Raw genomic sequence first — 25,507 nt, 5'->3', positions numbered from 1 at the left:
TGCGCCAACTACTTCAGAAATTCAGGATATCAAACCTAATGCCATCACGCTTTAGTGCAGCGTTGCGTATCAGCGCTGGAGCCGTTTGTCTCAGTCCCGCAATGGTTCGAACCGCGCAACGCGCCGGCTGCCGCACCAAAGTTCGACGGGATGTTCATCGACCAGCGCGGCTGCCTTGGCTCGAGCCTCTTCCTCCGTTGCGCAATCAACAAGGTCCATGCTCAGGGCATTTCCCAGCTCGTCTAAGACATACACCTGGTAGATCATGAGTGATCCCCCGAGCCCCTACCCAATGCTGTGATGCCCCGCATGTAGCCTGGTTCGGTCGCCGGTAATCTGCCGGACGTAATCGTCGATCGCATCGATTAGCGGCTGCGTGTAGGGCACTGCCCCGTTGACGGCTTCACGCACTGCATCGGCGACAGTCACCGCGATCGAGCGAGCTGCAGTAGATGCGGGACTGCGCGTTGATGGATTGATCCGCTCTAGGAGCGCCATCGCACGTTCAGTGCGCTCCAACTTTTGAGATGCAGGAAACGCAACGTCTTTCATCTCACCTCCATGGTCATGGCCGCTGCCGCCAGCGAAGCCTTCGTTCAACGCCGACGGCAGCCCGTTTCCGGTGCGGGGGAAGGACACCCCGCGGGCCAATTCGTTTGGTCTCATGTTCCGACGACCAGCCGCCGGGCGTGATCGCGCAGGCTTGCGGCTGGTACCGGATTGATAAAACCAGCAGTGGCGTCTCCGGCGCGGCGTATCTCGTCCAAACTCGCAACCAGAATTTCCGTCATGGCGTCGACTTCGTCCAGAAGCTCCAGGACCTTGGCTGCAGCTTGCCGGCGGGCGGGAGCAAGTGCGTTCGCGACCTGCCTTGCGCGTTCCGTGCGGAACAGCGAGACGCTCTGACGACCGCGCTCGATATCAAGTTTTAGGCGCTCGAGGTTTGGCTGGGTCTCGGCGATCATCTTCGATTCAGACGGTGTCGGATTTTTATGATTCGAATGAATGCGCGCCGATTGTTCGGCGGCGAGCGCGTCGTACTGCTGGCGGAGCGCGTTTAGTGCCTGGTCGGCCAATTGATGAGAAGAGCTGATCGGCACCGCGGCAGCGAGTGCGCGTATGTCGGGAGTGTCTTCGTACTTCTCGGCGATTTTCTTGGCGAGCATTCGATGGGGCTCCATTGCGCGTTGGAGCGGACCTTGCCCTGATCCTCACTTCGAAAGCGAGTTACGCGTCACGCAGAAATCGAGAAATTTACCAACGGCTTCAGCGAGGGCCTTTTGGTCGTCAAGCGCGCTCTCGGTGAGCCAGCCATCGTCGATCAAAAGATCGACGAGCCGAAAAAGGTTACGGACTGGAACGCCGTGGATCAGATCAATACCGAGCGCCTCTCTTGCGCGCTTCGCACGCATGCGGCGCGCCGCTCCAGTGTCGACGGCCATAAGGATGACCGGGTCTCGCGGCGCATACATGCGAAGGACGCGAGCCTTTGCCTCTTCCAGCGACATCTCAGTCATCAAAAAACTCGTCCCGCTCTTTCACCTGCACGACAGCGCGCTTGCGCGCATCCGTCAGGCCCAAATCTGCCAAATAGCCGCGCAGCGCGCTATGTCGGGAAGCCGCAAATTGTGCCGGCGCCGATCGGAATTCGGACCACAGCTCGCACAGAGCGATTGCAGAAGGTTCGCGTGACGCATCGAGCCACGTTGCCGGAGTTATAAATTTTGCCCAAGCTTCTCGTTGAAGTTTTCTGAAAGATCTCGGACTGACCGGCGGACCGAAGCATTGAGCCGCAATAGCGACCGCTTCGCGCGCGTCCTCTCTGCGGCCGTGACGCGATGGCCTGTGAGTGCCCGTGACCAGGTGCAAGTGCGTTGGTTTTGGTCGTCGACCTCTGGCCATATTGAAAATTCCAAAATCCTATTTTGGCTTTGCGAGAAATTCAGGACCGACGCGGTCCCAAGGGGTAGATCTGGCGAAAACGACCTTCCCCCCTAGGCAGGCTCCTAAACCACGTCGCTCAGCGGTGTTTCGCGCTCAGCCGGACATCACGGTCATGTCCATTGCGAGACACAGGCCTGATTGGGCCCGCTCGAACCGAAACCAACTGCAAAACCGAACGCAGCAGCGCAAGACGCTGCAGCCATGAAAATAGCCATCAAAATGGTCCCCCAGACCCGGCGGTACACAAGCGCAACTGGGGAGCGAGATCAACAGAAACGTCGTTGGCGAAGCTTACCGGAAGATTACTGGGGATGTCTGCTATCGGTCCCATGAAACAGGTCGCGGCCGATTGCGTCGACGACCAGCCGTGCCCCGTCCGACGACAGATGAATCGTATCCGTTGCAATCACCTCACCTGCAGCCGTTCGGACCCGGCATTGCCGCTGGTCGCAGAGCACCTTCCGCAGCGATACGAAATCGACAGAGGCGGATTTGCCGAAATTCGCCATCAGTTCGTCCTCGGCCGGGCCCGACACGCCGGTCCCGAGCCAGTCCGGCAGTTCGTGTGCAAAGCGATAGTGGTTGATGATCTCGTGCGGAAGCGTGCGCTTCCACACCGGCGGCGGCCCGAGCACGACCACGCGCGGGACGCCGGCGCTTCGAAGCGCGGCAATGGTGCTGCCTAATTTCGCCAAGTCGTTGTCAAAGCCCCACATTGCGTGCAGCACCACGACCTCGGGGTGGGACGCCGCGATCAACGCGAAGGCCTTGCCGTTGGCATCCCTACACGTTGCGCTCCGCCCCGCATCGAGGATCGGCGTGCAGCCTGGCGCCGCGAAGCGCGCCACGCGGAACGAGGCCTGCCTCGCCGCATCGCTCATCGCCGGATAGAGCGCAGCGGCGTTGGAATCGCCCCACAGCACGAGCAGCGGCTTGGCGCCCGGCTCGATACAGCTTGCATCGAAACTGCTCCCCGGCGCCTCCAGGAAACAATGGTCCCTGAAGGCCGGATTGTCGTCGGTACTGACCGCCGCGATCGCCTGGAGCTCCGGCGGAAATCGCCAAAGGAAGCCGCCTGACGCGACTGTCACCGGGCCGACCGCGGCGATCGACGCCAGCGTGATCGACAGGGCCGGCACCACACCGCGCCGATGACGAACCGGCAATTCGATGAAGCGATAGGTCAGGATCGACAGCGCGAACGCGGCGAGGACCGCGGCCCAGATTTCAAGAAAATTCGGCACGCCGTGCCGCAGGATTCCAAGATAGGCCAAGAGCGGCCAGTGCCAGAGGTAGAGCGGGTAGCTGACGAGTCCAAGCAGCACGGCTGGCTGGCTCGACAACAACATGCGATTGGTCGCGGCATTCGGCGACACGATGTCAAGCGCGGCGCCGAGGACGGGGACGAGCGCCAACGCACCCGGAAATGGCATCGATCGGTCGAACAACAGTGCCGAGGCCACGATCGCGCCGAGCCCGATGGCTCCGAGGATATTGCTGTCGCTTTTCCTGACAAGGTTGGCTTCCGTCAGCAGCCCGCCGATCAGCAGCTCCCAGGCGCGCGGGATCGGCGCGTAGAAGCCCCAGTCCGGGTTTTCCCAAGCGAGGATCATGCTGGCGCCCAACGACACCAGCATCGCGCCAAGGATGTTCTGCCGTCGATAGGATGAGCGCTTAAGCACGATGAGCGCCAACGGCCAGAAGATATAAAACTGCTCCTCGACGCCCAGCGACCAGAGATGAAGCAGCGGATTCTCCGCAGCGAGCGGCGCGAAATAGCCGACCTGCCCAAGCTGGAACAAGTTCGAGGCGAACAGTGCACTCGCAACGATGTTCTCCCCCAGCAGACGAAACGGCTGGGGCAGCAGGATGGCCCAGCCGATCGCATAGGCGGCCAGGAGAACCACGATCAGCCCCGGAAAGATCCGCTTGATCCGTCGCGCATAGAAAGTCGCGAGCGGCATGCCGCCGGGCGCGAGCAGGATCCGCGTGATCAGAAAGCCGGAGATGACGAAGAAGATGTCGACGCCGATGAACCCGCCGGGCAGCATCCAGGGATGCGCGTGATAGCCGACCACCAGCAGGATCGAAACGGCACGGAGCCCGTCAATATCTGGCCGATAATGTTCGGACGGAATCATTGCCCCTGCACTAGCTGCATTCTTCGGCAGGCACAATCAGACACGCCATAGCAATTTCTTGAAATTTCGTCCGGCACCCGTGGTTTGGGGCCCGGCCGCCGGGGTGAGAAGCCGGCAAAATCAGTCATCCCGGCATGAACCTCCGCGCCCCGCACCTACGACCAATGTCCGACGGAAACCGCCTCACCCACGGCGGATCGCCTCACGGATTGAAGGACCTGGTTCGGCCCATGGAGCAGCGCAAATCCACCTCGGAAGGCCAGCCTGAAGCCCCCGCGGCTTCGGCCACGCCCCCGGCCTGGATCAACCGCGCGACGCCCTATTCGCCGGACCGGCGCGCCAAAATGCTCGAGCACATGGCGCGCGCCAGATCGGCGTCGCAGCCACACGCCTCGGCCCCATCCCGCAAGAGCGGCAGGAACATCCTCGCTGACCTCATCGGCTACGTCGTCCTGTTCGGCATGATCGCCATCTTCTCGATGTCACTCATTCCTCTCTATCTCGGCGCGTTCCTGTTCTTGGCTGACGACGAGCGCATCGAAAGCGCCTTCGCATCGCTTGGCATCCGCTTCGACCCCGATGCGATTGGACCCGACCTCATCAAGGGCTTTGCGTCATGGTTCGGGTGGATCGCCCTGCTCGCGTCATTGCGGGCCTCGGCCCCCGGCTGGCTCGCACCGTTTCTGCCGCCTTCACAATCGTGGGCCTTCATCGCTGCGGTGGCGATAGCGCTCTCTGTGGTCGAGGGGCTCGGATCAGTCGCAATACGCCGTGCACGCGTTTGGTTCGGATGGGAGATCCGGTTCGACAGCCTGATCTTTACAACAATCAAATTCGTGATCGCGATCGCCGCGCTCGTGCTGGCGGTCCTGCTCGGCACTGTTTGAATTCGATCCGCTTGAGCGGGCACAGCGTCGGCAATGCCGTGGTTGTGAATGCTCGCGCCCCATAATCGGGACGTTTTGTCGCCACCGCCGGCCCTCTTCCCGCCCGCTCGTTTACCAGAAATTTACCCCTGCTCCTGAGCACCGGTATCATTTGCTTAGAATTTGACTGCTACCGTGGAATTACGGAAACAATCCGAAACACAATTTTGGCGCCCATGTCCGTCGCAGAGTTCCTCAGGCAGCGTGCAGTGGAAGTGACGGTGAACGGCAGCTATTCGCTGCCGCGCTGGTACGATTGCGAAGGCAAGCTGCGAAACTTCGCCTGCCGCACCAAGCGCGTCTCGCCGTTCCGCATGATCGTGGACGTTCCGGTCGTCGGTAAAGTCGGCGAGCGCGTAACTTCCTATTTCCAGGATTTCGGCGAATTCCAGTGCACCATCAGCGCAACGCTCAAGTCGGGCTTCCTGATGGAGCTCGACATGACGCGGGCGCGTCGCGCCTGGATGTCGGAAAAGTTGACCTGGCTCGAGAAGAAGCAGAAGGACGACAGCATTGAGGAATTGCGGCGCGATGCGCGTTTCGTTCCGCAGGCCTCGCACACCATGCTGACCCTGGCCGACGGCAGCAGCCATTCCTGCTTCATCATCGACGTCTCCACCGCCGGCGTCGCGATCTCCTGCGAATACGACCCGCCACTCGGGACCCCCCTTGCAGTCGGCGCCTGCGTCGGGCGCGTCATCCGCAAATTCGAAAATGGCTTTGCGGTGAAGTTCGCCGAGAGGCAGCAGCGCGACGACATCGTCCGTTTGCTGGTGCGCCAGGCCGTTCTGCAGCCGGCTTGACGCCGTCCCGCTGCCTCCTGCAGTCAGCTGATTGTCCGCGCATCGCTGCCCTATCCCGGCCCCAATGCAGGATCAGCCTTTGACGGTCCGGCGCGCCGAACGTCGTGTTCGGACTTGCGATCGGGGGACCGGATGGCAGTCGACAGGATCACAGTTGACAAGATCACAGTTGACAAGATCACTTGGGACCGGGTCGGCCGGGTTACCGAGCCCGGCCGCTACATGTACACATTCGGCTGGCTGACGATTACGGCCGGCGATCTCGATATCTGGAAGCAATACCCGCAAGCCGCATTCACGCTGCTCGCAAACCCTTCCGAGTTGGACGAGACCATCGCCGGGGAGTTCCATCTCGGCGCCTTTGATGTCGCGCCCGACGCCCCACCGCCTTTCACCACGCATTGAGCGTCGGAGGTGCCCGCCTGACCGCCTAAGCGCCCGGCGCAGGCGAGAATGGGAACGCATGGCACGCACATTGCTTAATGATTGTCATGATGCAGATCCCAGCCGTCGATCAGGCCTTCCTGCTGTTCCTTCTTGTCTCCTGCCTTGGCACGTGCCTCGTACGTGCCCTCTGGGAGTTGGAGCAGATCCGTGCCCGCCGAATTGCGTCGCCGCCGCGCCGACGCGCGGCCAAGCGTGACTAGGTACCCGAGCAAGCCTCGCGCTGTCCGGGGGAGATTCATCCCGCCTCTGGACTCGCTGCCCGCAGACGTGCATCGTGAATCGAAGAGACTGGCGCACCACGTTGATCCAGCTTAGAAATTCCGGCCCAGGAACAGACGCCGGACTGTCGCCGGGCGGTCGTGTCATGCAATTGATCGCGCTGGTGTTCTACACGTAGCGGTCCTGATGAACGCCAGCTGTCGAGCTTGTTAAGCGACGCGACAGCCGGCGCATGACAGATGGTCGCATTGGTACGAGTGGATATGCCGGCCACGGGAACCTATTTTCGACGCCGATGTACCTGATTGAAGCTTTACCCACCGTCATCGGAACGGCCGCCATCGCCCCGGCGCTGCTGATGCTGTGGCTCGTGATTGCGGCCGAGGAACGTCCTGGCCCGCCGGCGCAGGTCTGGACAGCCTTCCTGCTCGGCGCAGCCAGCATTTCGCTTCTCGGCCTCGCCCGGGCTCCCTTCGCCAAGATGGTTGCCGCGCCAGATAATCCCTGGGCGGCGCTCGCCATGCATTCGGTGTTCGGCGTCGCGCTGCCCGAGGAGGCGGTGAAGGTGATTGCGATCGTGCTCGTGTCCTCGACCAAGCGGCGGACCTTCGTCAATCCCATGGACACCGTGGTCTATGGCGCCGCCGTCGGCCTCGGCTTCGCGGCCTACGAAAACCTCGCTTATCTGGTCCAGCATGCCGAGATGTGGCGGTCGCTGGCCGCGCTGCGCAGCGTGCTGACCGTGCCGTTTCACGGTGCGCTCGGCATCATCGCAGGCGCCTATCTGACGATCGCCCGGGCCGGAACGGCGCTGGGCGCGAACCGCCATCACCGCGACTGGGCCCGCCTCTCCAGCCGCCTGCTGATCTTCGCTGGGCCCTTGGCGCTGCATTCGGCCTTCGACTTCCCGCTGCTCACGCTCCAGCGCATGCCGGACCTCGATCCGAATTTGCGAATGTGGCTCGGCGGCGCGAGCCTGCTGATTGGCTTCAGCTCGATTGCCTTCGCCATGCGCCTGGTGCGCCGCGTCGCGCGCCATCACGCCCCCCGCACCGATATCGCGCGAGAACGTCTCAGCCAGCTGCGCCGGATGTGGGCGCTGTGGCTTGCCGGCGGCGGCGTCGGCTTCCTCGGCCTCGCCTTCGTGCTGACCTCGATCCACCACTGGCTGATCAACCCGGAGCGCAACTTGACGCTCGCGCTGATCCCGATCGGCTTCGTCTCGATTCTGCTGGGTCTTGCGCTATTGGTCGTTACGACCGCGATCTACGTGCTCGGCCGCAACCGCATCCGCACATCAGGCGACGGTTTTTCGTCAGTGCACGGCGGCGGTTGATCCACGGCATGGCATGCGTCGTCTGCGCGTACTAGATTGAGCGCGCATCTTTCGATCTGGAGCTTGCCGATGACATCGCCTGAGGAATTTTCACGGCTGCAATCCGCGATGAGCCAGGCGGTGAAGGCGCATTGGAAGGCCTTTCTATTCGAAGGCATTTTGCTCGCCGTCCTCGGCATCGCCGCGCTGATCCTGCCGCCCCTCGCGAGCCTCGCCATCACGATCTTCCTCGGCTGGATGTTCCTGATCAGCGGTATCGGCGGATTGATCGTGACCTATTGGGCGCGCGCCATGCCGGGCTTCTGGTGGTCGCTGATCTCCGCGGCGCTCGCCGTACTCGCCGGCATGTTGCTGCTGGCCCGCCCGATGCAGGCCGTGCTGACGCTGACCATCGTGCTCGGCGCCTATTTCCTCGCCGAGGGCGTCACCACCATCATGTACGCGCTGGAACATCGCCGCGAGCTGAGCGGGCGCTGGTCGTGGCTCCTGATCTCGGGCCTCGTCGATATCGCGATCGCGTTCATGGTGATCACGGGACTGCCGAGCTCGGCGGAATGGGCTATCGGGGTGCTCGTCGGCATCAACCTTTTGTTCGGCGGAGCCACCTTGATCGGCATGGCGCTGGCGGCGCGCAAGAGCAACAGTTGAGGCGCATCGCGAACGCGCGCGCCGATTGGGGGGTGACAACCCGCTGTCGGCGCGCTATATGACCGGCCATGATCACCGTCGCCACCAGCTATTTTTGGTACTTTAGCTACGACAGCTTGCTGGCGGCAGGAGGATCGCGCTCAATCTAAGATATTGAAGCAAAAGTCCGAACAGCCGCCAGACCTGGCGGCTTTTTTATTGGCCGGCAGGTTCTCGAAACAGACAGGAGCCCGCCGTGCTGAGCACGACCGACGATCTTCGCATCCGCGAACTGAAAGAGCTGAACACGCCCGAGGACGTGATGCGGGAAGTCCCGCGCACGCTCACCGCGACGCGCGTGGTGATGGCTTCGCGCAACGCCATTCACGCCATTCTCAACGGCCAGGACGACCGGCTGCTGGTCGTCGTCGGCCCCTGCTCGGTGCACGATCCCAAGGCCGCGCTCGACTATGCCGAGCGCCTCTCGCACTTGCGCGAAGACCTCGCCGACCAGCTTGAGATTGTGATGCGGGTCTATTTCGAGAAGCCGCGCACCACGGTCGGATGGAAGGGCCTAATCAACGATCCGGATCTCGACGGCAGCTTCAACATCAACAAGGGCCTGCGGCTCGCGCGCAACGTGCTGTCGGCCATCAACAATCTTGGCCTGCCCGCCGGCACCGAATTCCTCGACATGACGACGCCGCAATACATCGCCGACCTCGTCTCCTGGGCTGCGATCGGCGCGCGCACCACCGAGAGCCAGATCCATCGCGAGCTGGCTTCGGGGCTGTCCTGCCCGGTCGGCTTCAAGAACGGCACCGATGGCAATGTGCGGATCGCCGCGGACGCGGTGAAGTCGGCCTCGCATCCGCATCACTTCATGGCGGTGACGAAGCTCGGCCGTTCGGCGATCGCCTCGACCGCGGGCAACGAGGACTGCCACATCATCCTGCGCGGCGGAGCCACGCCGAACTACGATGCGGCCAGCGTCGCGGCGGCTTGCAACGAGCTTTCAAAATCCGGCGTCGCGCCGCTGGTGATGGTGGATGCGAGCCACGCCAATTCGAGCAAGAAACCGGAAAACCAGCCGCTGGTCGCGGCCGACATCGCCGGCCAGATCTCAGGCGGCGAGAACCGCATCATGGGCGTGATGATCGAAAGCAATCTCGTTGCTGGCCGCCAGGATGTGCTGCCGGGCAAGCCGCTGACTTACGGCCAGAGCATCACCGACGGATGCATTGATTGGGCGACCACGGCCACGGTGCTCGAGCAGCTCGCCGATGCGGTCGAGATCCGCCGCAACACCGCGCGCGCCGGACTGCACGAGCGCTCCGCGTAATCAGGCTCAAGAGCGGGCGGGGCGATGCTGTTCGCGCCCTGCCCGCAATTGTCATTCTTCTGGTATGATCTCTCCGGAAAAACACTTCACACTTTTCCGGATCATGCTTTAGCAGCCCCGGCAGATGCTCTTGATCTTCTTGTCGAGCAGGGCGTCTTCCTTGTTCACGGGATTGTTCGGATCGTTCAGATTCTTCTCGCTCGGCACGTCGCCGGCGCGCGGCTGACGATGGCCGACGGGCGCGTCCGGTACCGATCCCGAGCTTGCGCCTGACGACGACGATGATCCCTTGCTGCCGGTCTGCGCGACCGCCGCCCCACCGAGCAAGACTGCGATCGACGCTGCGAGCATGATCTTCTTCATATCCATTCCTCCATTCCTGAAACCGGCGTCCCCTGACCGCTCACGTCTCGGGCGGATATAGATGAACGTCGCCGCAATAGTCGACGATACGATAGCGCGTTTCTGGCGCGGCATCATCCGCATCGGCTGCGGTATTTTGCACCGCCAACACATAATTCGGCCCGACCGGCGACTTGCCCGCGCCGCCGGGAATGTCGATCACGTAGTCCGGCTGACACAGCCCTGACACCCGGCCACGCAGCTCGCGCATCAGCTCCTGCCCGTGCGCCAGTGTCGTGCGCAGATGCGCAGTGCCCGGCGCGAGATCGCCGTGATGCAGGTAATAAGGTTTGATCCGGCATTCGACGAAAGCGCGCATCAAATCCGATAAAGCGGCGATGTTGTCATTGACGCCGCGCAAGAGCACGGACTGGCTCACCATGGGAATCCCGGCATCGACCAGCCGCGCGCAGGCGTCCCGGGCCGTATCCGTCAGCTCGCGTGCATGGTTGGCATGCAGCGCGACCCAGGTGGTCGCGCCCTTGACCTTGAGCGCTGCGACCATGTCGTCGCTGATACGCGCAGGGTCGGCAACGGGGACGCGGGTGTGAAGGCGGATGATCTTGACGTGATCGATGCCGGCAAGATCAGCCATGATCTCGCTGATCCGGCGCGGCGACAGCATCAGTGGATCGCCGCCGGTCAGGATCACCTCCCAGATCTCGCTATGGGCGCGGATGTAGTCGATCGCAGCGCGATAGGCGCTGTCCGACAGCGCGCTCTCCTTGCCCGGACCAACCATCTCACGGCGGAAACAGAAGCGGCAATAGACTGCGCAGACATGGACGAGCTTGAACAGCACGCGATCGGGATAACGGTGCACGATGCCCGAGACAGGCGAATGCGGGTAATCGCCGATCGGATCGGCGTTCTCGCCCGGCTGCATCTGCAGCTCCGCGGCGGTCGGAACGAACTGGCGCGCGATCGGGTCGTCGGGATCGGAGGTATCGATCAGCTCGGCCAGGTCAGGCGTAATCGCAACCGCATAACGCGCGGCAACGCGTTCCAGCGCGGGTAGCGCCGTGGCAGGCACGAGGTCCGCCGCCACGAGCTCGGCCGGCTCGCGCAATGTCTTTGCAAGATTGGTCCTGGTCATCTCTCATCCGTAGGCGGTGTCCACACCACCTGATCAATCCGTGTTGCGCCGCTTGCCAGCATCACCAGCCGATCGAACCCGAGCGCGACACCGCTGGCTTCCGGCATTGCGGCGACCGCGGCCAGAAAATCCTCGTCCAGCGGATAGGCCTCGCCGTAGCGACGCTGCTTCTCTGCCATCGACTCGGTGAAGCGCTTGCGCTGCTCGTCGGCATCGGTGAGCTCGCCAAAGCCGTTGGCGAGCTCGACGCCGCAGGCATAGACTTCGAACCGCTCCGCGACCCGTGGGTCGTCCGTTTTCACCCGCGCCAGCGCCGCCTCTGGAGATGGGTATTCGAACAGAATGGTTAAACGCCCCTGCCCCAGATGCGGCTCGACGTGTTCGACCAGGACCTTGCTGAAAATGTCCGACCAGGTGTCGTCCCCGGCCACGCGGACCTTGCCGGCGGCCGCATCTGCGAGCCCGGCTCGATTACCCACGTTGCCCGAGATTGTCGACAGCAGGTCGATCCCGGCGAAGCGCTCGAACGCGGCAGCAACGGTCAGCAGCTCCGGCTCTTCGAAGGGGTCGGCGGTCCGGCCCCGGAAGCCGAAGGTCCCGATTCCGGTTGCCTGCGCGGCATGGGCGATGACCACGACCGTATCGGCCATAATGGCGTCATAGGGAGCCCCGGCCCGGTACCATTCCAGCATGGTGAATTCGGGCAGGTGGAGGTCGCCGCGCTCGCGGTCGCGGAACACCCGGGCGAATTCGAAAATCCGCTCCTCGCCTGCCGCCAACAGCTTCTTGCAGGCGAATTCGGGCGACGTCCGCAAATATCGGCTAACCCGGCTGCCATCGGGCCGGATCAACTCGGTCCGAGGGGCGTGCAGATGGGTCTCATTGCCCGGGGACACTTGGAGGATGGAGGTTTCGACCTCGACAAAGCCCTGCTCGGCGAAAAAGGCCCTGACGGCCCCGGTAACGGCCCCCCTCGCCTGGAGGAACGGCCGCCGGTCGAGGTGCCGCGCGGGGGTCCAGAACGGCGATATCGGCTTGTCCCCAGCCATTAACCGACCACCCCCTCAGCCAGCAAAGTGCTGGCATCCAACGGCAAAATCAGTATGTTGCGGCCCGAAACGGGCGCTGAGGTCTGATTTGAGGCCCCAAGTCCCCCATCGATTTGACCACGTCCTGGCCGGTGCCGGGCCAAGCAAGCAGGAAATATAGCTTTGAGAGTCATCGCCAGTTCTATTCGCAAGGGCAACGTGATCGAGCAAGACGGCAAGCTCTATGTCGTCGTGAGCGCCGAGAACATCCATCCCGGCAAGGGCACGCCGGTCAGCCAGATCGAAATGCGCCGAATCTCGGACGGGGTAAAGATCTCCGAGCGCTACAAGACCACCGACCAGGTCCAAAAGGCCACGATCGAAGAGCGCAACTACACCTTCCTGTATGAAGATGGCGACGGCTTCCACTTCATGAATCCCGAGACCTACGACCAGGTCCAGGTGCCCAAGGACGTCGTCGGTGACGCGGCTGCCTATCTTCAGCCAGAGATGATCGTCAAGCTGTCGACCCACGATGTCAACGTGGTCTCGCTCGCACTGCCGCAGCGCGTGACGCTGGAAGTGGTGGAGACCGAGCCGGTCACCAAGGGCCAGACGGCTTCGTCATCGTACAAGCCCGCCGTGCTCTCCAACGGCATCCGCACCACCGTGCCGCCGCACATCTCGGTCGGTACCCGCATCGTGGTGATGACCGAAGACGGCTCCTACTCCGAGCGCGCCAAGGACTAAACGAAGGATCAGGACAGTTGCCGCCGGGGGGCGAGACAGTGGTTGGGAAGAATTTCCGCTTCGTCTCGCTGCTTCTGGCGTCATTGGCACTCCTCACCGCCACGCCGGTCGCTGCGGACGAGATCCGCAGCCCGTCCCTCACAGCCCTGCGCGTCGATTGGCGCGTAGCGCTGGACCAGCTCCGCACCGAGATCAACAGCCGCCCGCCGATCGCAGGCGATTTCATCTTCGTGCCGCGTCGATCGGTGCCGCGCTTTGATCCGCGTGCGATGCCGGCGCTGGTCCAGCTCAACGCGGTCTCCTCGCAATTCTTCACCGGCATTGCCCGCAGCTCGGTTCCCGTGCTGCTGCCGTTCGATGCTGCCGCCTATCTCGAGGCGCAACGCAACGGCGCCCCGGCCACGCCAGCGCTTTCGCGCTACCAGGCCGATTTCAATCCTGTCGACATGTTCGACGCCGGCCCTGCCGGCTACACCGCGAGTTTCTCGCTCGAGCCTGGCGCCGGCGACGGCATGCCGACACGCGTCTTCACGAGGCCGGTCGAGATTCAGATCACGGGATCGGCCCTCGTCTACGACATCGCCGATCCCGCCGCCGGCAAGGGCGAGCCGGTCAAGCCGCTTGCGACTATTTATCCGGACCTGCGCAAGTTCATCCGCGAAGGCTATGTGCGCTACGCCTTCACGCGGTTTGGCGTTGCCTATGTGGTGTCGATCCAGTGCCTGGACAGCGTCGCAAAACCACGGCGGCTCGCGTGCAAGGAGGCGTATCCCGTTGCCGAGCGCTTCCTGAGGGCGCTGCACGTCGCAGGCGGCCAGCGCATGCGGCCGCTGATGGACGTTGCCTCCTACGTGATCGATCGTCCCGCCCCGCGTTCGGCGGATTTCGGCTACCGGCCCAGCGGTGACATCATCCCGAACACCGGCTATCGCAAACAGGGCGGCCATCCTGATGCGATGGCCTATGCGCAGATCCGCTTCCCGCTAGAGAAGGCACCGGCCTTCGTGCATTCGCAGTCCTACGCCAAGCGCGACAAGGACGACGGCCCAACCGCCTATCCTTGGCGTGACAATTTCTGCGAGTCGCGCAGCTTCGAGGTCTGGCAATGCGCCGGCGGCTACGGCCACCAGGGCGAGGATATCCGCGCCGCCGACTGCCCCTCTCCCGGCGATACCCGAGAGCCCTGCGATCCCAAGCAACGCGGCGTCGTTGCCGTCCGCGACGCCATGGTGATCCGGTCCTCCAAGGATCAGGCGGCGACGCTTGAAGTCAACAGCCGCACCGAGCACATCCGCTTTCGCTACATGCACATGAATCCGCAGGCGTTGAACGCCGACGGGGTGCTCAACGGCCGCATTGTCAACGAGGGCGAGAAGATAGGCGTGATCTCGAACTATCTCGATCATCCCGCCGGTACGTCAATGCACCTGCATTTCGACGTCCAGGTGTTCACCCGCGACGGCTGGATCTGGGTCAGTCCCTACGTCACGCTGGTCTCGGCCTATGAGCGCCTGATCCATGGCCGCGGGCGCGAGATCGGCACGGAGATCGCGGGCACCCCGCAACCGGTCGCGCACGCGCTGCCCGAAGATGTCATCAAGCCCGATCTGCACGAGGGATCGAGCAGCGAAGAGAATTGAGCGGCCACGTCGATCGTATCCCGGACGAGCGAAGCGACATCCGGGATAGGATCGGCCAGCTAATCCAGATACGTCGTGAGCTGCGCGCCTTCATCTGCCACGAATACGGCGATCAGTTCAGCAGGCTCCGTGGTGCTGGCATTTGCGGAGACCAGATGCGTCGCGCCCGGCGGCTCGAAGAAGGACTGGCCGACACCGAACGTCTCGACCGGACCGCCGCCAAGCTGGGAGCGGATCTCGCCCTTGGTGATGTAGGCGGTCACCGAGCCGGCGTGGCGATGCGGCCGCGAAAACCCGCCAGGACCGTACAACACGCGCACGATGGTGACACGCTTGCCCGGAACATTCGGCAGCGCGTAGGAGCCGATCGGCTCGACCTTATCGAGCGGCGAGCTTTCTGCGGCGCTCGCGCAGAGCGGCGATAGCGCGTCCGAGACCGTATCCATTGTCACGGGCAGCGCTTTGCCGATCGCGAATGCACACATAAGCCCGCCGACGACGGCCAAAGCCATCGATCGCGATTGATGCGGCGCAGCCGCTAACCTCATAGCCGTCATGGTCATCCCCCCTCGTCTCAATCAGGATGCCGCGGCACCGGCCGCAACCTGCCGCTTCGGTGGCGTCCAGCGAAAGGCCGCGCCAAAACGGTTCCAGACATTGATCGAGGCAATGGCCGACGTGAGGTACATCAGCTCGGTCTCGGAGAATTCGCGCTGCACCTCGTCGTAGACTTCGTCGCCGAAGCGGTCGGGCATCAGGGTCAGGGCCTCGGCCCACGCCAGCGCCGCGCGCTCGCGCGCCGAGTAGATCGGTGCCTCGCGCCAGACCGCGACGAGATGCAGCTTGTCGGCCGACACCCCGAGCCGCTCCGAGAGAAGCACATGATGCTGTACGCAGAAGGCGCAACCATTGATCTGCGAGGCACGCAGCTTGACCAGCTCGAGCAGTTGCTTGTCGAGCCCCGCCTTGGCCGCGACCTGACCGAGCGCCAGCACCAGATCGTACGCGTCGGGCGTAATTCGTTTGAAATCCTCGTATTCGCTGCGCGCGTGTGACATTGCGGTTCACCTCGTGATATTATAAGACTGCTTACATATTATAAGAGCTCTTACATTATGCGCAAGCCGGCCAGCATCACGAAATTGAAACCGGAGCAGAGGGCATCCAGCGAGGAGGCCGCGGTGCACGTCCCCGCCCCCGGCGAGGGCAAGCGCGGCGAGCAGGGCTATCTGGGCTACCTGCTGCGCCAGGCCCACGCCGCCGTCCGGCTCAAGATGGAACGCACTTTGGCCGATCTAGGCGTGACATCGCCGCAATTCGCCGTGTTGACCATGCTGAACGCCTATCCGGGCCTGTCAGGTGCGGACGTCGCCCGCCTCACCTTCCTGACGCCGCAGACCGTCGGAGTGATCATCCGCAACCTCGAGCGCGACGGCGCGATCATGATGACGCCGCATCCCGTTCACGGCCGCATCCAGCAATGGACATTGACACCGCGCGGCGCGACGCTGCTGAAGGCCTGCCGGGAACGTGTGAATGAGCTGGAGAAGCGTTTGGCCAATGGCCTCGATGTCAAGGCGGAGGCAAACATTCGCCGCTGGCTCGCCAACGTTGCGGCGGAATTGCAGGAGGACTAAGCGAGGCTAATCGCAGCCTCCTCCGTCTCCGCCATCGCAGCCACCGAAATCGCCACCCGCGGCGCCGTCACCCTGAATGCCGCGACCAAAATTCTCGGCGATGATCATCAGGATCACGACGAACAACCCGGCGCCGAACGGCCAGGGATTGACACGGATGATGTCGAACAGCTCGCGCATGGGCGCATTCTGCGCAGACAGAAGCGAACCGAGCGTAAGCAACGCGCTCGAGAATGGCGATATTCGGCATCGCGCAGATGCCGCCTATCCGCCCTTCAACACTTTCTTAACCTCGCCGTCGGGCCAGCCTTCACCTGCGGCGATCACACGGACGCGGCTCTGGTCCGTCGCATTGATCAGCACATGCGAACTTACCCGGTCGCCGCTGGGCGCCAGGTGCAGCTCGGTTTCAGGTTTCCAGCTCAGCGTCGCCGCAAGATCGCCGGGAAAAATCTGCCAGCACGATCCGTCGTCGAGTTCGACCACATGGCTTTCCGCATGCGCGCGTATCTTCATTCCACCCCAAAGTCTCGCTGAAAAAAGCGGGCCCCGGCGATCGGCCAGGGCCCTGCTTCGTCAGTCGTTGTCGTGGTGAATCACGGTCTTGCTGCGGTTGCCGAATTCATCCTGCTTCTTGATGACCGTGGTGCGGTCAGCGGGTTCACGCTCCTTGATGACCGTGGTCCGATCGCGATCGCGGTCACGATATTCGTGGGACTCGCCGACCGTCACGCCGGCACCGACCGGACCGACGTGAACGCCGACCTCATCCGCGAAAGCCGGAGCCGCAATAGCCGTGACCATGGCCGCTGCAAACAGATATTTCCGCATCTTGTCCTCCTCGATGTTGTGCGAAGAGAATGCGGACGTGCGACACTTTGTTCCGTCCGGAACATGTGGGATGTAGAGGCCGCTCGTGTTCCGGGAACTGCCCCACAGCCGCATGATTCCGGCTACAATGTTCCTATGAAACAAGCTGATTCCTCGGACAATCGCATCACCCGCCGCGCCCTGCTCCAATCCTCGCTCGGCGCCGCGACGCTGCTCATCGCGCCGCCGCAAGTGCTTGCGTCGCCGCCCGGCTTCGACGAATGGCGCGAGGGTTTTCGTGCCCGCGCCATGGCCAAGGGCATTTCGGCCGCGACGTGGCAACGCGCGATGGCCCGCGTCGAACCCGACATGAGCGTGTTCAAGCAGATGCGCAACCAGCCCGAATTCCATGAACAGGTCTGGCAATACATCAATCGCCGCGTCTCCGACTGGCGCATCATCAACGGCAAGATCGCGCTGAAGAACAACGAAGCACTGTTCGCGCGCATCGAACGCGATTTCGGCGTCGAGCGCGGCACATTGCTGGCGCTGTGGGGCGTAGAATCCGCTTACGGTGATCCGCTGGTGCAGCAGAACCACATGACGCCGGTGTTTCCCTCGCTCGCCGCGCTTGCCTGGAATGAGCCGCGGCGAAAGGCCTATTGGGAGGCCGAGCTCATCAACGCGCTGCGCATCGTCGACAAAGGCTGGAGCACGCCCGAGGAAATGCGCGGCTCATGGGCCGGCGCGATGGGAAATTCGCAATGGATGCCGGAGGTCTGGCTCAATGTCGGTATCGACTATGATGGCGACGGGAAGGTTTCGCCGTTCGGCAAGCCCGACGATGCGCTGGGGTCGACGGCGAAATATCTCGTCAATCGCGGCAAATGGCGCCGTGGCGAGCATTGGGGCTACGAGGTGCGCGCGGCCGGCGACATGAGCGGCAGCCGCACCTATGCGGCGTGGCAGACAGCCGGCGTCACCCGCGCCGATGACCAGCCGTTCCCACAGCCAAATGCATCCGCGCAGATGTGGACGCCTGTTGCGGGCGGACCGACGTTCCTGCTGGGACCGAACTTCTATGCGGTGAAGAGCTACAATCCCTCGATGAATTATGCGCTCGCGATCTGCCATCTCGGCGATCGCTGCCTCGGCGCGCCGCCCTTCATCCATCCCTTCCCCGGCTCCGAGCGCGTGCTGACGCTTGCCGAGGTACAGGAGATGCAGACCCGGCTGACCAAGGCCGGATTCGATACCGGTGGCACCGACGGGCGCGTCGGCAACGACACGATGAAAGCAATCAAGGATTTTCAGCAGCGCGCCGGGATTACGCCAGCCGATGGATATGGCGGGCTGAAAGTGCTGGCGAAGCTGCGGCAGGGATCGTAGCGGCCCGTCAGTGCCGGTACTGCGGCTCTTCCGCATCGAGCTGGCGGCGGATCGCGGCGAGATGCAGCCGCGCGGATTCGGAATCGCCCTCGCGCATTTGCTTGTAGGTCGCGGCCGCAATCGCGGGATCGACCGGCAGCACCTGTCGCCCTGTCGACATCGCCAGCACCTGCACTTCGGCAGCGCGTTCGAGATAGTAGAGATCGTCCCAGGCGTCCGCGATGGTCGGCGCCAGCACCATCACGCCGTGGTGCTTCATGAAGACGATGTCGGCATCGCCGACGCTTGAAGCAATCCGAGCGCCCTCGCGGTTATCCAGCGCGAGGCCGTTGTAGTCGCGGTCGACCGCCGTGCGGCCGTAGAATTTCAGAGCGGTTTGCCCGGCCCAGATCAGCGGATCGCCCTCCGTCATCGACAGTGCCGTGGCATACGGCATGTGGGTGTGGAACGCGACCTTGGCGCGCGGCAGGCGCTTGTGCATCTCGGCGTGGATGTAGAAGGCGGTTGCTTCGGGCTCACCGTCACCGTCGAGCACGTGGCCGTCGAAATCGCAGATCAGGAGCTTTGACGCGGTCAACTCGCGAAAGGCGTAGCCGTAAGGGTTGACCAGGAAGAGATCGTCATGGCCGGGCACGACGGCCGAGAAGTGATTGCAGATACCTTCCTCGAAACCATTGCGCGCGGCCATGCGAAAGCAGGCAGCGAGATCCTCGCGCGCGGTGCGGATCGCATCGGTGGCGAGGTCCGGCCGGTTCGAGCGAACGGCCGCAGGTGAGGAGGCGTGAAGGCTGTGCGCCATGGCGAAGGAGACCTCTTTCGGGCAGGAGACGGCAGCGTTTTACAGCGCCGACGCCTGCCCGTCAGCCCCTGCGGCCGCCGCCCTGCCCTGCGAGTCTCACGCCCGACGCGGCACCGCGCCGGCATTCATGCCGCCGTCGACGACGAGCTCGCTGCCGGTGACGTAGCGCGAGGCATCTGACGCCAGGTACAGCACGCCGGAAGCAATCTCCGCGGCCTGGCCGGCGCGGCCAAGCGGGGTCGCGATCTTGGCGCGCTCCTCCGGATCGATCGGCGCATTCTGGCCGGCCCCGGTCGCGCCGGTCGGAATCTTACCCCAGATCGGCGTGTCGATGATCCCGGGATGGACCGAATTGACGCGGATGCCGTCACCGGCCGCCGCGCACTCCATCGCGATCGATTTGGCGAACAGCCGCACGCCGCCCTTGGTCGCCGAATAGGCGGACAGGCCCGGCGCACCGCGCAGGCCCGCGAGGGAGGACATCATCACGACCGAGCCACCGCCATGCTTGCGCATCAGCGGCAGGCAATGCTTCACCGAGAGAAACACCCCGTCGAGATTGATCGCATTCTGCCTGCGCCAGTCCGAGAGCGTCATGTCGGTGATCGACGGCACGGCAATTCCGATACCGGCGTTGGAGACCATGACATCAAGCCGGCCGTAGCGCTTGGCGATATCGGCGACGATCTCGATCCAGCGCTCCTCGCTGGTGACGTCCTGCTCCAGAAAGATGGCTTTCCCGCCGGCCTTTGTCACGCGCGTGGCGAGTTCGGGGCCGCGCAACTCATCGATGTCGGTGATGACGACAGTTGCGCCTTCGCGCGCAAACAGCTCGACGATTGCCTCGCCAATTCCGGACGCGCCGCCCGTCACCAGCGCGACTTTGCCCTCAACCTGCCCTGCCATGTTCACTCCCATTTTGTTGTTTGAGGCTTATTGTTTGAGACCGTTATTCCTCGCGCAGGATCTGGTCGGAAAACCGCTTCGCACTTTTCCGGATCATGCGCTACCTAATCACGGATGGCCCCTGGTCCGGAAGTGCGACGTCGATGACGCGGAATTGCACGCGCTCGGCGCCCTGGTAGCGATCGACTGACAATGATCCCGCGACATGCAGTTGCTGGCCGCGATTGGCGAGAAGCGCGTGACCCAGCTTTTGCCCGACCGAGCGGAACGCGATGCCGTTGACGATCGCGCCATCGCCGGACTTGAAGCGCAGCCTCAAATGAGCCTGCCCAACCTCCTCGGCGAAGACGAGCTGATGCGCCGGCAGCGCCAGCACCGGCTCGGGATTGCCACTGCCAAACGGTCCGGCACGATTGAGCGTGGTCGCAAGCTCCGTCGTCACCGCGCGCGCGGAGACCGCGCCATCGATATAGAGCTCGTTGACGTGTCGCGCCTCGGCGACGTCCTGTGCCAATGCGTTTTCGAGATAGGCGCGAAACTCGGCGAGCTTCTCCTTGCGCAGCGTCACGCCCGCGGCCATCGCGTGACCGCCGCCTTTCAGCAAAATGCCGTCGGCCACGGCCTGCCGCACCACTTTGCCAAGATCGACGCCGGCAATCGAGCGGCCCGAGCCGGTGCCGATCCCGCCGGGCTCCAGCGCAATCGCAAAGGCCGGCCGCGAGAACTTCTCCTTTAAGCGGGAGGCAACGAGGCCGACCACGCCGGGATGCCAGCCTTCGGACGCGGTGACGATGACGCCGAGCTTGTCTTCCAGCCCGATCGAGGCGAGCGCTTCGGCTTCGGCCTGCGCTTCGGCCGCCTGCTCGATGACGCGACGTTCGCTGTTGAGGCGGTCGAGCTCGGCGGCAATCCGCGCGGCCTCGACGCTATCGCCTTCGAGCAGCAATCGGACACCGAGATCGGCGCGGCCGATGCGGCCACCGGCATTCACGCGCGGTCCCAGCATGAAGCCGAGATGCCAGGCTTCGGGCGGCCCGTTCAGCCGAGCCACATCCATCAACGCGGTATGGCCAACATGGTCGCGCCGCCGCATCGCGATCAGCCCCTTCGCGACGAACGCGCGGTTCAGCCCGATCAACGGGGCGACGTCGGCGACGGTGCCGAGCGCGACGTGATGCAGCATGCCGAGCAAATCGGGCTCGGGCATCTCCGCGTTCCAGAAGCCGCGCTGGCGCAGCTCCCTGTTGACGGCGACCAGCGTGACCAGCACGAGGCCGACCGCGGCAAGATGGCCAAGACCCGAGAGATCGTCGAGCCGGTTCGGATTCACCAGCGCATCGACCTCCGGCAGCTCCGTGCCGGCCTGATGATGATCGATCACCACCACCGACATACCCAGCCGTTTCGCTTCGGCGAGCGGCTCGATGCTGGTGGTGCCGCAATCGACTGTGACGAGCAGCGTGGCGCCCTTGGCCGCGAGGCCTCGAACGGCTTCGACGTTGGGGCCATAGCCCTCGAAGATGCGATCGGGAATGTGGATCAGCGGGTCGAGCCCGCAATGGCGCAAATGCCAGGCCAGCAGCGCCGCGGACGTCGCACCGTCGACGTCATAGTCACCGAAGATCGCGACGGTCTCGCCTTTCGCCGCCGCATCGGCAATGCGCTTCGCGGCGGCCTCCATCTCGGTCACCGTGAACGGATCCGGCATGAGTTTTCGAATGGTCGGATCGAGGAAATCAGGCACAGCGTCGATGTCGACGCCGCGGCCGGCCAGGACCCGCGCCAGCAGCTCCGGCAATTGGTGATGCTGCACGATGGCGAGCGCCTTGGCCGCTCCTCTTGCGTCCAGCCGGTCGCGCCAGAGCTTGTCGGTGAGCGAGCGCGCCACGCCCAGGAAGGCCTGGGGCATTTCGACGGGCAAGGCTGTGGCGGGCGGCGTCATGATTCGTGGTTCAAGTGGTCCGGGCATGAGCAGCGGCGCGACGGCCGCTTCCGATCGCAGGATTCACCGGGAATCCCTGGCGATTTGCAACGTCAGCGGCCCACAAAGCGGTGGATTGCTGAAATGCTGGGCGAGTTGACTACCATTTGAGCAGCGGCGCGGACAGCAAATTAAGTGGGCGTTAGCAGAATCTTCGAAATCTACCGATATTCGATCTGTGATTTTTAGTTCCGGGTCATTGCAGGTCAGGCCTCATTGCCAAGGGAAGTCCCCGATGTCTGCCGCGCCGGCCTTGAAATCCAAGCCTGTTACCACCGAACCCGATAACGACGATTCCGACATCTCCGCGCTGATCAACCGCCTGACTGCGGAGGTCAACCAGATCGCGGTCGACAAGACCAAGTCGATCCAGCAGATCACCAACCAGATGAAGATGCTGGCGCTGAACGCGCTCATCGAGAGCTCGCGGGCCGGCGCGCAGGGCGCGGGTTTTGCGGTGGTGGCGCAGGAGGTGCGCGGCGTCGGCCAGCAGGTCGAGACCATCGCGCGCGAGCTCGAGACGCAGCTGACCAAGCGTACCGGCGATCTCGTTGCCTCGATCGAGCGCATGAGCCAGCGCTCGCGCGGCGAGCGGATGATGGATCTGTCCCTGAACGCGATCGAGCTGATCGACCGCAACCTGTATGAGCGCACCTGCGACGTGCGCTGGTGGGCGACCGATTCCGCCGTGGTCGATTGCGCCGCCGCGCCCGCCCCGGCCGCGGTCACCCACGCCTCGCAGCGCCTTGGCGTCATCCTCGGCGCCTATACCGTTTATCTCGACCTCTGGCTCTGCGACCTCGACGGCAATGTCATCGCCAATGGCCGCGCGGATCGTTTTCGCGTCGTCGGCCAGAACGTCGCCCACACCAAATGGTTTCGCGAGGCGAAAACCCTGCGCTCGGGTGACGACTATGTCGCCGGCGACGTCGAGAACCAGCCGTTGCTCGGGAACGCCCAGGTCGCGACCTACTGCGCCAGCGTCCGCGCCGGCGGAGAGGCGCACGGCGCGCCGATCGGCGTGCTCGCCATCCATTTCGACTGGGAATCGCAGGCACGCGCGATCGTGCAGGGCGTGCGCGTCGGCGACGCCGACAAGGCCCGCGTGCTGCTGGTCGACTCGCATTTCCGTGTGATCGCCGCCTCCGACGGCCAGGGCATTCTGAGCGAGCGCATCGCGCTCTCGCTGAACGGCCAACGCTCCGGCTTCTACCACGACCGCTCGGGCACGATGATCGCCTTCCATGCGACGCCGGGCTACGAGACCTATCGCGGGCTCGGCTGGTACGGCGTGATCGTCTGCGGGGCGTGAGGCCCGAGCCGGCCGTCCCGGCTCCTCACCCCAAATCGTGAAAACAACCCCATGCACAGTAGCCAGAGCGCCGTTGTCATGAGGCTTGCGCGCGTGGCTTGACACGTCGGGCAAAACACCCGGCCCCGTCCTCCGGACAAATACGTAGGCCGCAGCAAGTTTGCGCCCGATCAAATCCAGCATGGCCGTCTCTGCCAATTATTCCCGAAATTCACGGGAGGAGCGACCCATGCTGGTCAGGATCAATACGGCGCCGCAGCGTCCGATCGACGGGCATTTGGCTGCCGTTGCCGGAGATCGAGCGTTCTGCAGTGCATTCAGGTATCGCAGGGGCAGCGAGATTTTCGGCGAGGGCGAAGAGGCGGAATACGTCTACCAAATCAACTCCGGAGCCGTGCGTACCTACAAGCTGCTCCCGGATGGTCGACGCCAGATCAACGCGTTTCATCTGCCCGGCGACATGTTCGGCTTCGAGAACAACGAAACACATCGCTTTACCGCTGAAGCCATCGTCGAGACCGATGTACGCATCATGACGCGAAGCAATCTTCTGGGGGCGATGCCAAACCAAGCCGCCGGGCCCAAGCACCTCATCGGCTTCGTCACCCAAAATCTCCAGCACGCCGAGAACCACATGCTGCTCCTGGGACGGAAGACATCCCTGGAGAAGGTCGCTGCATTCCTGCTCGAAATGGACGACCGGCTGGCACATCCGAGAGTCATGGACCTGCCGATGACGCGCCGGGACATTGCAGACTACCTCGGCCTCACCTTGGAAACCGTTTCACGCGCCCTGTCGATCTTGCGAGACGACCAGGTCCTGCGATTTGACGGACCAACCCAGCGACGGCTCGAGGTGCTGGATCGCAACAGACTTTCGAAGCTCGACGCCTGATCTTGCGGCGGAAGCCGCCCAGTTGAAGCCGGGCGCGAGCCGCTCAGCTCTCTGCAAGGCCAACGTGAGGAATGGTCATGCTCATCAAGACGCTCACATTGCACTCCCTGACCTACCTGGTGGGGATTACCAGCTCGATCGTGGTGCATCAGAATGCCCCTTGGAGCGTGGGGCTAAACCAGACCGATGCGCGTCAGATTGTTCTTCGCGCAACCAAAAGCGACAGACTGCCCGTCAAGCTGACCAGGTCTCACGCGCACGACAACGCGCCCGCACAGCTGCCGACACTCGCCAAACCTGGGATCAGGCATGCTTGTAAGCCGCCGATCGATGTCCGCGGGCGCTGCTTTGCTTCGGTCGCCTTGAGCAGTCAGGCCGCGTGACTCCTTCGCTCACGACCGAGCCCTGGCCTTGATCGTGAAGCAATTCCTGGAGCGCAACTCGCCCGCATCATTTGGCGACTGGCATTCGCATCGCTGCGCTGCGATAACCACCCTGACTGACGATCACCGGATCAGGCGACGCCGCAATGCCCACACCACCACTCTCCGACCCCGTTGCCCGTGCCGCCTCCACGAGCACGGGACACGCGCCGCGGGACGGCTTTGCCGATCTCGTGCCCGAGCTCAGCGTTTCGAACATCGAAGCCAGCCTGTCATTCTGGCGCGACCTGCTCGGATTCGCGATCGCCTATGACCGTCCCGATGCCCGATTTGCCTATCTCATCAGGGGGCGCCTCCAGGTGATGCTGTGTGAATTGAACGGCCGCTGGGAGACGGCCGAGATGCAGCGCCCGTTCGGGCGCGGCATCAATTTCCAGATGGTCGTCGATCACATCGATCCGATCCTGAACGCGCTCGACGGGGCGAAGTGGCCGCTCTACGAGCCGCCAAATGAGGCATGGTATCGGGTCGGCGAGCTCGAGGTCGGGCAGCGCGAGTTTCTCGTGCAGGATCCCGACGGATATTTGGTCCGCCTCGTCCAACGCCTGGGGACACGCGCGCCTGCGCAATCGCCGGCGCGCTAAAGCGTGATGGCATTAGGTTTGATATCCTGAATTTCTGAAGTAGTTGGCGC

30 protein-coding genes are annotated in these 25,507 nt (G+C 63.5%); 14 read left to right on the top strand and 16 right to left on the bottom strand.

The genetic code is table 11. The features are described from left to right. Window positions 1-90: 90 nt before the first annotated feature. The 5 genes from Q0687_RS05640 to Q0687_RS05620 all read right to left on the bottom strand — a co-directional run bounded on the left by Q0687_RS05640 (window position 91) and on the right by Q0687_RS05620 (window position 4,085). On the bottom strand, window positions 91-267 hold the full coding sequence (locus tag Q0687_RS05640; protein ID WP_298873260.1) for a hypothetical protein: 177 nt from the start codon (window positions 265-267) through the stop codon (window positions 91-93). Between the two features lie 18 nt (window positions 268-285). Further along, the gene (locus tag Q0687_RS05635; protein ID WP_298873258.1) at window positions 286-552 is read right to left on the bottom strand and encodes a hypothetical protein; all 267 of its coding nucleotides are present in this window, start codon (window positions 550-552) and stop codon (window positions 286-288) included. A 110-nt stretch (window positions 553-662) separates the two neighbouring features. Next, the gene (locus Q0687_RS05630; protein ID WP_298873257.1) at window positions 663-1,166 is read right to left on the bottom strand and encodes a hypothetical protein; all 504 of its coding nucleotides are present in this window, start codon (window positions 1,164-1,166) and stop codon (window positions 663-665) included. 45 nt (window positions 1,167-1,211) lie between these two features. Continuing rightward, window positions 1,212-1,517 carry a hypothetical protein gene (locus Q0687_RS05625; protein ID WP_298873255.1) on the bottom strand — a complete coding sequence of 102 codons (306 nt, stop codon included), beginning with the start codon at window positions 1,515-1,517 and terminating at the stop codon, window positions 1,212-1,214. 729 nt (window positions 1,518-2,246) lie between these two features. Continuing rightward, window positions 2,247-4,085: an acyltransferase family protein gene (locus Q0687_RS05620; RefSeq protein ID WP_298873253.1), complete on the bottom strand. Its 1,839-nt coding sequence runs from the start codon at window positions 4,083-4,085 to the stop codon at window positions 2,247-2,249. A gap of 230 nt (window positions 4,086-4,315) precedes the next feature. On the opposite strand from Q0687_RS05620, the gene Q0687_RS05615 reads away from it, so the two are divergent. From Q0687_RS05615 to Q0687_RS05590, 6 genes are all read left to right on the top strand, one after another. Continuing rightward, window positions 4,316-4,972, top strand: coding sequence for a hypothetical protein (locus Q0687_RS05615; RefSeq protein WP_298873252.1), 657 nt, complete (start codon window positions 4,316-4,318; stop codon window positions 4,970-4,972). 215 nt (window positions 4,973-5,187) lie between these two features. Next, complete coding sequence (locus tag Q0687_RS05610) at window positions 5,188-5,814, top strand: PilZ domain-containing protein (RefSeq protein WP_298873250.1); 627 nt, start codon at window positions 5,188-5,190, stop codon at window positions 5,812-5,814. A gap of 147 nt (window positions 5,815-5,961) precedes the next feature. Then, on the top strand, window positions 5,962-6,219 hold the full coding sequence (locus Q0687_RS05605) for a hypothetical protein (RefSeq protein WP_298873268.1): 258 nt from the start codon (window positions 5,962-5,964) through the stop codon (window positions 6,217-6,219). A 556-nt stretch (window positions 6,220-6,775) separates the two neighbouring features. Next, window positions 6,776-7,816 (top strand): PrsW family glutamic-type intramembrane protease, encoded by a 1,041-nt coding sequence (locus Q0687_RS05600; RefSeq protein ID WP_298873248.1) that lies wholly within the window; start codon window positions 6,776-6,778, stop codon window positions 7,814-7,816. 69 nt (window positions 7,817-7,885) lie between these two features. Beyond that, complete coding sequence (locus tag Q0687_RS05595) at window positions 7,886-8,464, top strand: HdeD family acid-resistance protein (protein WP_298873246.1); 579 nt, start codon at window positions 7,886-7,888, stop codon at window positions 8,462-8,464. Between the two features lie 235 nt (window positions 8,465-8,699). Further along, window positions 8,700-9,785: a 3-deoxy-7-phosphoheptulonate synthase gene (locus Q0687_RS05590; protein ID WP_298873243.1), complete on the top strand. Its 1,086-nt coding sequence runs from the start codon at window positions 8,700-8,702 to the stop codon at window positions 9,783-9,785. 108 nt (window positions 9,786-9,893) lie between these two features. On the opposite strand, the gene Q0687_RS05585 is transcribed toward Q0687_RS05590, so the two are convergent. From Q0687_RS05585 to epmA, 3 genes are read right to left on the bottom strand one after another with little or no spacing between them, the layout of a single operon-like run. After that, on the bottom strand, window positions 9,894-10,148 hold the full coding sequence (locus Q0687_RS05585; protein ID WP_298873266.1) for a hypothetical protein: 255 nt from the start codon (window positions 10,146-10,148) through the stop codon (window positions 9,894-9,896). Between the two features lie 40 nt (window positions 10,149-10,188). Next, entirely contained in the window at window positions 10,189-11,283 is a 1,095-nt protein-coding gene (locus Q0687_RS05580; protein WP_298873241.1) for a lysine-2,3-aminomutase-like protein, read from the bottom strand. Then, the gene (gene epmA / locus Q0687_RS05575) at window positions 11,280-12,332 is read right to left on the bottom strand and encodes an EF-P lysine aminoacylase EpmA (protein ID WP_298873239.1); all 1,053 of its coding nucleotides are present in this window, start codon (window positions 12,330-12,332) and stop codon (window positions 11,280-11,282) included. Before epmA ends, Q0687_RS05580 begins: the two co-directional genes overlap by 4 nt. A 162-nt stretch (window positions 12,333-12,494) precedes the next feature. On the opposite strand from epmA, the gene efp reads away from it, so the two are divergent. Further along, complete coding sequence (gene efp, locus Q0687_RS05570; protein WP_298873237.1) at window positions 12,495-13,061, top strand: elongation factor P; 567 nt, start codon at window positions 12,495-12,497, stop codon at window positions 13,059-13,061. 17 nt (window positions 13,062-13,078) lie between these two features. Further along, on the top strand, window positions 13,079-14,701 hold the full coding sequence (locus Q0687_RS05565) for a M23 family peptidase (protein WP_298873236.1): 1,623 nt from the start codon (window positions 13,079-13,081) through the stop codon (window positions 14,699-14,701). 59 nt (window positions 14,702-14,760) lie between these two features. Here Q0687_RS05565 and Q0687_RS05560 read toward each other — a convergent pair whose 3' ends face one another. After that, window positions 14,761-15,258 carry a cupin domain-containing protein gene (locus Q0687_RS05560; protein WP_298873264.1) on the bottom strand — a complete coding sequence of 166 codons (498 nt, stop codon included), beginning with the start codon at window positions 15,256-15,258 and terminating at the stop codon, window positions 14,761-14,763. Window positions 15,259-15,279: 21 nt separating this feature from the next. Then, on the bottom strand, window positions 15,280-15,759 hold the full coding sequence (locus Q0687_RS05555) for a carboxymuconolactone decarboxylase family protein (RefSeq protein ID WP_298873235.1): 480 nt from the start codon (window positions 15,757-15,759) through the stop codon (window positions 15,280-15,282). Between the two features lie 54 nt (window positions 15,760-15,813). Between Q0687_RS05555 and Q0687_RS05550 the strand changes: the two genes are divergently transcribed. Beyond that, window positions 15,814-16,338, top strand: a complete 525-nt coding sequence (locus Q0687_RS05550) for a MarR family transcriptional regulator (RefSeq protein ID WP_298873262.1) — start codon at window positions 15,814-15,816, stop codon at window positions 16,336-16,338. Between the two features lie 6 nt (window positions 16,339-16,344). Here Q0687_RS05550 and Q0687_RS05545 read toward each other — a convergent pair whose 3' ends face one another. From Q0687_RS05545 to Q0687_RS05535, 3 genes are all read right to left on the bottom strand, one after another. Then, window positions 16,345-16,518: a hypothetical protein gene (locus tag Q0687_RS05545; RefSeq protein ID WP_298873233.1), complete on the bottom strand. Its 174-nt coding sequence runs from the start codon at window positions 16,516-16,518 to the stop codon at window positions 16,345-16,347. A gap of 84 nt (window positions 16,519-16,602) precedes the next feature. Then, window positions 16,603-16,854 carry a hypothetical protein gene (locus tag Q0687_RS05540; protein ID WP_298873231.1) on the bottom strand — a complete coding sequence of 84 codons (252 nt, stop codon included), beginning with the start codon at window positions 16,852-16,854 and terminating at the stop codon, window positions 16,603-16,605. Between the two features lie 60 nt (window positions 16,855-16,914). Further along, window positions 16,915-17,169, bottom strand: a complete 255-nt coding sequence (locus tag Q0687_RS05535) for a hypothetical protein (RefSeq protein ID WP_298873229.1) — start codon at window positions 17,167-17,169, stop codon at window positions 16,915-16,917. 135 nt (window positions 17,170-17,304) lie between these two features. On the opposite strand from Q0687_RS05535, the gene Q0687_RS05530 reads away from it, so the two are divergent. Then, window positions 17,305-18,537, top strand: a complete 1,233-nt coding sequence (locus Q0687_RS05530) for a lytic murein transglycosylase (RefSeq protein WP_298873227.1) — start codon at window positions 17,305-17,307, stop codon at window positions 18,535-18,537. Window positions 18,538-18,544: 7 nt separating this feature from the next. Here Q0687_RS05530 and Q0687_RS05525 read toward each other — a convergent pair whose 3' ends face one another. The 3 genes from Q0687_RS05525 to recJ all read right to left on the bottom strand — a co-directional run bounded on the left by Q0687_RS05525 (window position 18,545) and on the right by recJ (window position 22,184). Further along, window positions 18,545-19,336 carry an aldolase gene (locus Q0687_RS05525; protein ID WP_298873226.1) on the bottom strand — a complete coding sequence of 264 codons (792 nt, stop codon included), beginning with the start codon at window positions 19,334-19,336 and terminating at the stop codon, window positions 18,545-18,547. Between the two features lie 96 nt (window positions 19,337-19,432). Next, a complete protein-coding gene (locus Q0687_RS05520; protein WP_298873223.1) occupies window positions 19,433-20,242 on the bottom strand; it encodes a glucose 1-dehydrogenase in 810 nt (269 codons plus the stop codon). 100 nt (window positions 20,243-20,342) lie between these two features. Further along, window positions 20,343-22,184: a single-stranded-DNA-specific exonuclease RecJ gene (gene recJ / locus Q0687_RS05515; RefSeq protein ID WP_298873221.1), complete on the bottom strand. Its 1,842-nt coding sequence runs from the start codon at window positions 22,182-22,184 to the stop codon at window positions 20,343-20,345. Between the two features lie 274 nt (window positions 22,185-22,458). Here recJ and Q0687_RS05510 point away from each other — a divergent pair, with 274 nt between their 5' ends. From Q0687_RS05510 to Q0687_RS05495, 4 genes are all read left to right on the top strand, one after another. Continuing rightward, window positions 22,459-23,535, top strand: coding sequence for a methyl-accepting chemotaxis protein (locus Q0687_RS05510; RefSeq protein ID WP_298873219.1), 1,077 nt, complete (start codon window positions 22,459-22,461; stop codon window positions 23,533-23,535). A gap of 229 nt (window positions 23,536-23,764) precedes the next feature. Beyond that, a complete protein-coding gene (locus tag Q0687_RS05505; RefSeq protein ID WP_298873217.1) occupies window positions 23,765-24,430 on the top strand; it encodes a helix-turn-helix domain-containing protein in 666 nt (221 codons plus the stop codon). Window positions 24,431-24,507: 77 nt separating this feature from the next. Next, window positions 24,508-24,813, top strand: coding sequence for a hypothetical protein (locus Q0687_RS05500; RefSeq protein WP_298873216.1), 306 nt, complete (start codon window positions 24,508-24,510; stop codon window positions 24,811-24,813). 146 nt (window positions 24,814-24,959) lie between these two features. Continuing rightward, a complete protein-coding gene (locus Q0687_RS05495; RefSeq protein ID WP_298873215.1) occupies window positions 24,960-25,457 on the top strand; it encodes a VOC family protein in 498 nt (165 codons plus the stop codon). Window positions 25,458-25,507 lie beyond the last annotated feature (50 nt).

Origin of the sequence: uncultured Bradyrhizobium sp. (genome assembly GCF_936928535.1) — a bacterium.
Classification (GTDB): Bacteria; Pseudomonadota; Alphaproteobacteria; order Rhizobiales; family Xanthobacteraceae; genus Bradyrhizobium.
The sequence above is the reverse complement of the archived record's forward strand: the minus strand, read 5'-3'. Positions and strand labels throughout refer to the sequence as shown.

Bases quoted from the DNA above. Each gene is read 5' to 3' on its own strand.
- epmA (WP_298873239.1), bottom strand. From the start codon at position 12,332: ATGGCTGGGGACAAGCCGATATCGCCGTTCTGGACCCCCGCGCGGCAC.
- Q0687_RS05520 (WP_298873223.1), bottom strand. From the start codon at position 20,242: ATGGCAGGGCAGGTTGAGGGCAAAGTCGCGCTGGTGACGGGCGGCGCG.
- Q0687_RS05530 (WP_298873227.1), top strand. From the start codon at position 17,305: ATGAAACAAGCTGATTCCTCGGACAATCGCATCACCCGCCGCGCCCTG.
- Q0687_RS05535 (WP_298873229.1), bottom strand. From the start codon at position 17,169: ATGCGGAAATATCTGTTTGCAGCGGCCATGGTCACGGCTATTGCGGCT.
- recJ (WP_298873221.1), bottom strand. From the start codon at position 22,184: ATGACGCCGCCCGCCACAGCCTTGCCCGTCGAAATGCCCCAGGCCTTC.
- Q0687_RS05510 (WP_298873219.1), top strand. From the start codon at position 22,459: ATGTCTGCCGCGCCGGCCTTGAAATCCAAGCCTGTTACCACCGAACCC.
- Q0687_RS05625 (WP_298873255.1), bottom strand. From the start codon at position 1,517: ATGACTGAGATGTCGCTGGAAGAGGCAAAGGCTCGCGTCCTTCGCATG.
- Q0687_RS05540 (WP_298873231.1), bottom strand. From the start codon at position 16,854: ATGAAGATACGCGCGCATGCGGAAAGCCATGTGGTCGAACTCGACGAC.
- Q0687_RS05640 (WP_298873260.1), bottom strand. From the start codon at position 267: ATGATCTACCAGGTGTATGTCTTAGACGAGCTGGGAAATGCCCTGAGC.
- Q0687_RS05595 (WP_298873246.1), top strand. From the start codon at position 7,886: ATGACATCGCCTGAGGAATTTTCACGGCTGCAATCCGCGATGAGCCAG.
- Q0687_RS05615 (WP_298873252.1), top strand. From the start codon at position 4,316: ATGGAGCAGCGCAAATCCACCTCGGAAGGCCAGCCTGAAGCCCCCGCG.
- Q0687_RS05545 (WP_298873233.1), bottom strand. From the start codon at position 16,518: ATGCGCGAGCTGTTCGACATCATCCGTGTCAATCCCTGGCCGTTCGGC.
- Q0687_RS05635 (WP_298873258.1), bottom strand. From the start codon at position 552: ATGAAAGACGTTGCGTTTCCTGCATCTCAAAAGTTGGAGCGCACTGAA.
- Q0687_RS05585 (WP_298873266.1), bottom strand. From the start codon at position 10,148: ATGAAGAAGATCATGCTCGCAGCGTCGATCGCAGTCTTGCTCGGTGGG.
- Q0687_RS05500 (WP_298873216.1), top strand. From the start codon at position 24,508: ATGCTCATCAAGACGCTCACATTGCACTCCCTGACCTACCTGGTGGGG.
- Q0687_RS05505 (WP_298873217.1), top strand. From the start codon at position 23,765: ATGCTGGTCAGGATCAATACGGCGCCGCAGCGTCCGATCGACGGGCAT.
- Q0687_RS05560 (WP_298873264.1), bottom strand. From the start codon at position 15,258: ATGACGGCTATGAGGTTAGCGGCTGCGCCGCATCAATCGCGATCGATG.
- Q0687_RS05610 (WP_298873250.1), top strand. From the start codon at position 5,188: ATGTCCGTCGCAGAGTTCCTCAGGCAGCGTGCAGTGGAAGTGACGGTG.
- Q0687_RS05555 (WP_298873235.1), bottom strand. From the start codon at position 15,759: ATGTCACACGCGCGCAGCGAATACGAGGATTTCAAACGAATTACGCCC.
- Q0687_RS05630 (WP_298873257.1), bottom strand. From the start codon at position 1,166: ATGCTCGCCAAGAAAATCGCCGAGAAGTACGAAGACACTCCCGACATA.
- Q0687_RS05620 (WP_298873253.1), bottom strand. From the start codon at position 4,085: ATGATTCCGTCCGAACATTATCGGCCAGATATTGACGGGCTCCGTGCC.
- Q0687_RS05580 (WP_298873241.1), bottom strand. From the start codon at position 11,283: ATGACCAGGACCAATCTTGCAAAGACATTGCGCGAGCCGGCCGAGCTC.
- Q0687_RS05600 (WP_298873248.1), top strand. From the start codon at position 6,776: ATGTACCTGATTGAAGCTTTACCCACCGTCATCGGAACGGCCGCCATC.
- Q0687_RS05495 (WP_298873215.1), top strand. From the start codon at position 24,960: ATGCCCACACCACCACTCTCCGACCCCGTTGCCCGTGCCGCCTCCACG.
- Q0687_RS05525 (WP_298873226.1), bottom strand. From the start codon at position 19,336: ATGGCGCACAGCCTTCACGCCTCCTCACCTGCGGCCGTTCGCTCGAAC.